6 protein-coding genes are annotated in these 5,193 nt (G+C 62.8%); all 6 read left to right on the top strand.

Annotation, left to right across the window (positions count from 1 at the left end):
- On the top strand, positions 1-404 hold a 404-nt coding region (locus tag HX846_RS22355), incomplete at its 5' end, for an ImpA family type VI secretion system protein (protein ID WP_372242009.1).
- A gap of 54 nt (positions 405-458) precedes the next feature.
- A complete protein-coding gene (gene tssB, locus HX846_RS22350; protein WP_003213340.1) occupies positions 459-965 on the top strand; it encodes a type VI secretion system contractile sheath small subunit in 507 nt (168 codons plus the stop codon).
- 2 nt (positions 966-967) lie between these two features.
- Positions 968-2,464: a type VI secretion system contractile sheath large subunit gene (gene tssC / locus HX846_RS22345; protein ID WP_003213343.1), complete on the top strand. Its 1,497-nt coding sequence runs from the start codon at positions 968-970 to the stop codon at positions 2,462-2,464.
- Between the two features lie 153 nt (positions 2,465-2,617).
- Complete coding sequence (locus HX846_RS22340) at positions 2,618-3,106, top strand: type VI secretion system tube protein Hcp (protein ID WP_003213345.1); 489 nt, start codon at positions 2,618-2,620, stop codon at positions 3,104-3,106.
- Between the two features lie 78 nt (positions 3,107-3,184).
- Complete coding sequence (tssE, locus tag HX846_RS22335) at positions 3,185-3,700, top strand: type VI secretion system baseplate subunit TssE (protein WP_003213348.1); 516 nt, start codon at positions 3,185-3,187, stop codon at positions 3,698-3,700.
- Positions 3,697-5,193: type VI secretion system baseplate subunit TssF (gene tssF, locus HX846_RS22330; RefSeq protein WP_178966107.1), on the top strand; the 1,497-nt coding region annotated here is incomplete at its 3' end. The genes tssE and tssF, both read left to right, overlap by 4 nt.

Raw genomic sequence — 5,193 nt, 5'->3', positions numbered from 1 at the left:
AACAATACGTCAGCGACCAGGTCGGTTCCGCCCAGGGCGTGGACCTCGCCCCCTTGAAGCAACTGCTCAAGCAGGCCGCGCAGATACTTAACCAATACGCCCCACACAGCGGCGCCGCCAGCGAGCCCGAGGTTGTCAGTGACGACAATGCCCCCTCGGTTGAATACGCCGCCGCGCCCGTTGCAGCACGCCCGACCGGCGACATCGCAAGCCGCGATGAAGTGCTGCGCAGCCTCGACAAGATCCTTGCGTACTACACCCGGCACGAGCCTTCGAGCCCGCTGCCGGTGCTGTTGAACCGAGCGAAGAATCTGGTGCACGCCGACTTTGCGGCCATCGTGCGCAACCTGATTCCCGACGGCATGTCCCAATTTGAAAATCTGCGCGGACCGGACAGCGAATAAGCGTACGGATCGCGCAGTTACAACACCGTCGCTCAAGCGACCAGGAGCAGCAACGTGGCGAAGCAAAGTTCTCAGAAATTCATCGCGCGCAACCGTGCGCCTCGGGTGCAGATCGAGTACGACGTCGAGCTCTACGGCGCCGAGAAAAAGGTCCAGCTGCCCTTCGTCATGGGCGTGATGGCCGATCTCGCCGGCAAGCCCGCCGAGCCTCTGGCGCCTGTGGCCGACCGCAAGTTCCTTGAAGTGGACGTCGACAACTTCGACTCGCGCCTCAAGGCCATGCAGCCACGCGTCGCGTTCCACGTGCCCAACGAGCTGACCGGCGAAGGCAACCTGAGCCTGGACATCACCTTCGAAAGCATGGACGACTTCAGCCCCGCCGCTGTGGCGCGCAAGGTCGATTCGCTCAAGCAACTGCTCGAAGCCCGCACCCAACTGGCCAACCTGCTGACCTACATGGACGGCAAGACCGGCGCTGAAGAAATCATCATGAAGGCGATCAAGGACCCGGCACTGCTTCAGGCACTTGCCAGCGCGCCCAAGCCTGCAGGGGAGCAGTAATCATGACTGACAATACCGCCCGCGAAGGCACCCAGATCCTGGGTACCACCGAAGAAGCCAGCGAGTTCGCGAACCTGCTGCTGCAAGAATTCAAACCCAAGACCGAGCGTGCCCGCGAAGCCGTGGAAACCGCTGTGCGCACCCTGGCCGAGCAGGCTCTGGCCCAGACCGACCTGGTGTCCAACGACGCGATCAAGTCGATCGAATCGATCATCGCCGCCATCGACGCCAAGCTCACCGCCCAGGTCAACCAGATCATCCATCACCAGGATTTCCAGCAGCTGGAAAGCGCCTGGCGTGGCCTGCACTACCTGGTGAACAACACCGAGAGCGATGAGCAGCTGAAGATTCGCGTGCTCAACATCTCCAAGCCGGACCTGCACAAGACCCTGAAGAAATTCAAGGGCACCGCGTGGGACCAGAGCCCGATCTTCAAGAAGATGTACGAAGAAGAATACGGCCAGTTCGGCGGCGAACCCTACGGTTGCCTGGTGGGCGACTACTACTTCGACCAGTCGCCTCCCGACGTGGAGCTGCTGGGCGAGCTGTCGAAAGTCTGCGCCGCCATGCACGCACCGTTCATTGCCGCCGCTTCGCCAACCGTGATGGGCATGGGCTCGTGGCAGGAACTGTCGAACCCGCGCGACCTGACCAAGATCTTCACCACCCCGGAATACGCCGGCTGGCGCTCGCTGCGTGAATCGGAAGACTCGCGCTACATCGGCCTGACCATGCCGCGCTTCCTGGCGCGCCTGCCGTACGGTGCCAAGACCGATCCGGTGGAAGCCTTCGCCTTCGAAGAAAACACCGACGGTGCCGACAGCTCCAAGTACACCTGGGCCAACGCCGCTTACGCGATGGCGGTGAACATCAACCGTTCGTTCAAACACTTCGGCTGGTGCTCGCGCATCCGTGGCGTGGAGTCGGGCGGTGAAGTCGAGAACCTGCCGGCCCACACCTTCCCGACGGATGACGGTGGCGTGGACATGAAGTGCCCGACCGAAATCGCTATCAGCGACCGCCGCGAAGCGGAACTGGCGAAGAACGGTTTCATGCCGCTGCTGCACAAGAAAAACACCGACTTCGCTGCCTTCATCGGCGCCCAGTCGCTGCAGAAACCGGCCGAATACGATGACCCGGACGCCACCGCCAACGCCAACCTGGCCGCGCGCCTGCCGTACCTGTTCGCCACCTGCCGTTTCGCTCACTACTTGAAGTGCATCGTGCGCGACAAGATCGGTTCCTTCAAAGAGAAGGACGAGATGCAACGCTGGTTGCAGGACTGGATCCTCAACTACGTCGACGGTGACCCGGCGCACTCCACCGAAACCACCAAGGCCCAGCATCCGTTGGCTGCCGCCGAAGTGATCGTGGAAGACGTCGAAGGCAACCCGGGGTACTACAACTCCAGGTTCTACCTGCGCCCGCACTACCAGCTTGAAGGGCTGACCGTGTCGCTGCGCCTGGTATCGAAACTGCCTTCGGCGAAAGGCGCGTAACACCGTCGCTCGTTCCCACGCTCCGCGTGGGAATGCCGCCCGGGACGCTCCGCGTCCCAGTGACGCAGAGCGTCACAAGATGCGTTACCACGCAGAGCGTGGGAACGATCAGCGTTAACAAATTCTGTGGCTGAGACCACACAGGGAGAAAACATGGCTGTTGATATTTTCATCAAGATCGGCGACATCAAGGGCGAGTCCATGGACAAGGCCCACAAGGACGAAATCGACGTGTTGAACTGGAGCTGGGGCATGGCCCAGTCCGGCAACATGCACGTGGGCGGTGGCGGCGGTGCGGGCAAGGTGAACATCCAGGACCTGTCGCTGACCAAGTACGTCGACAAGGCCTCGCCCAACCTGATGATGCACTGCGCGAGCGGCAAGCACATCGACAAGGTCACGCTGACCGTGCGCAAGGCCGGCGGTGAAAGCCAGGTCGAGTACATGATCATCAACCTGGAAGAAGTGCTGGTCACTTCCCTGAGCACCGGCGGTTCGGGCAGCGATGACCGCCTGACCGAAAACGTGACCCTGAACTTTGCCCAGGTGATGGTGGACTACCAGCCACAGAAAGCCGACGGCACCAAAGACGGCGGCGCGATCAAGTTTGGCTGGAACATTCGCTCCAACACCAAACGCTGATTGCCCCTGTAGCCGCCACCCCAAGTGGCGGCTGCAAGCCCCCTGTTCCTCTCGCAACCCGTCCGTGGAGCTGCTTTGGTGGTAACTGAAATTGCTTCCCGCGATCGCCTGCAACCGTCCCTGCTGGACCGGTTGACCGACGATGACCCGACCAATCCCAAGGAAAGCGCCGACAAACGCGTGCTGTCCCTGAGCCAATTGAAAGCCTCGGTGCTGCGTGACCTGACGTGGCTGCTCAACACCACTTCACTGCTCAACGCCGATGCCACGCTGCACACGCCTGCCGGTACGTCGGTGGTCAATTACGGGCTGCCGGCGCTGGCGGGCAACAGTGTCTCCAGTGTCGACATCAGCGCCCTGGAAGCCTTGATTCGACAAGCCATCGCCACCTTCGAGCCGCGCATCCTGCGCCACACCTTGCGGGTCAAGGCACGCGTCGGCCACGGTGAGATGAACCACAACGCCCTGAGTTTCGAGATCGAAGGCGACCTGTGGGCGCAGCCGGTGCCGTTGCGCCTGTTGCTGCAAACCGACCTGGACCTGGAGTCCGGCCATGTGCGTGTGGTCAATGCCGACCAGCGGAGACGCCCATGAACCCGCGCCTGCTGGAGCTGTACAACCAGGAACTGCACCACGTGCGCGAAAGCGCCGCCGAGTTCGCCAAGGAATACCCGAAGATCGCCAGTCGGCTGACCCTGTCCGGCATGGACTGCGCCGACCCGTACGTCGAACGCTTGCTCGAAGGCTTTGCGTATCTCACGGCCCGGGTCCAGCTCAAGCTCGACGCCGAGTACCCGACCTTCACCAACAACCTGCTGGAGATCGCCTACCCGCACTACCTGGCGCCGACCCCGTCGATGACCGTGGTGCAGTTGCAGGCCGATCCCGATGAAGGCTCCCTGGCCAGTGGTTTTCCACTGCCCCGCGACACCGTCCTGCGCGCCGCCTTGGGCCGCGAAACCCAGACCTGCTGCGAGTACCGCACCGCGCACCCGGTGACGCTGTGGCCGTTGCAGGTCGCCCAGGCCGAGTACTTCGGCAACCCGTCCGCCGTGCTCGGGCGTTTGGCTGCCAGCGAACCCAAGGCCAAGGCTGGCCTGCGCCTGACCTTGCGTACCGGCGCCGAGCTGCCGTTCAACAGCCTCGCCCTGGATAACTTGCCGCTGTACCTCAGCGGTGCCGACGAACAACCGTTCCGCCTCTACGAACAACTGCTGGGCAATGCCTGCGCGGTGTTCGCGCGCAAGCCCGGCGGTGACTGGGTTGAGCGCCTGCCGCCGGAGGCCTTGCGCTCCCGGGGTTTCGATGACGCCGATGCGGCGATGCCGGTGGTGCCGAGAGCGTTCCAGGGATATCGCTTGCTCCAGGAATACTTCGCCCTGCCCCACCGTTTTCTGTTCGTTGAATTCGCTGAACTGAGCCGTGCAGTCAAACGCTGTGACGGCCAGGAACTGGAACTGATCGTGCTGTTCGACCGTCACGATCCAAGCCTGGAAGGCAGCGTCGGCAAGGCGCAATTCGTGCCGTTCTGCACCCCGGCAATCAACCTGTTTCCCAAGCGTGTGGACCGGATTCACTTGTCCGAGCGGGTCAACGAACACCATGTGATCGCCGACCGCACGCGACCGATGGATTTCGAGATTCACTCCTTGAGCGGCATCACGGGCCACGGCACCGGACCGGAGCAGCCGTTCCTGCCGTTCTATGCAGTACGCGATCCGTCGCGCTATGGCCGTGACCAGGCTTACTACACGGTGCGTCGCGAACCCCGCGTGTTGTCCAGCGACCAGCGCCGCAACGGGCCGCGCTCCACCTATGTGGGCAGCGAAACCTTCGTCAGCCTGGTGGACACCCAGCAAGCCCCGTACCGCCATGACCTGCGCCAACTGGGCGTGACCGCACTGTGCACTAACCGCGACTTGCCCCTGTTCATGAGCGTGGGCAACGGCAAGACCGACTTCACCCTGGCCGACAGTGCGCCGGTATTGGCCGTGCGCTGCGTCGCCGGGCCAAGCCGCCCGCGCGCCAGCCATGCCCATGACGCCAAGGCCTGGCGCCTGATCAGCCAGTTGTCGTTGAACTACCTG

The organism is Pseudomonas sp. K5002 (assembly GCF_013386655.1).
Taxonomy (GTDB): Bacteria; Pseudomonadota; Gammaproteobacteria; order Pseudomonadales; family Pseudomonadaceae; genus Aquipseudomonas.
This window is presented reverse-complemented; position numbering and strand designations above follow the sequence as displayed.

What these genes read in the sequence shown, in the direction of transcription:
- tssC (WP_003213343.1), top strand. Translation starts at nt 968, where the DNA reads ATGACTGACAATACCGCCCGCGAAGGCACCCAGATCCTGGGTACCACC.
- HX846_RS22340 (WP_003213345.1), top strand. Translation starts at nt 2,618, where the DNA reads ATGGCTGTTGATATTTTCATCAAGATCGGCGACATCAAGGGCGAGTCC.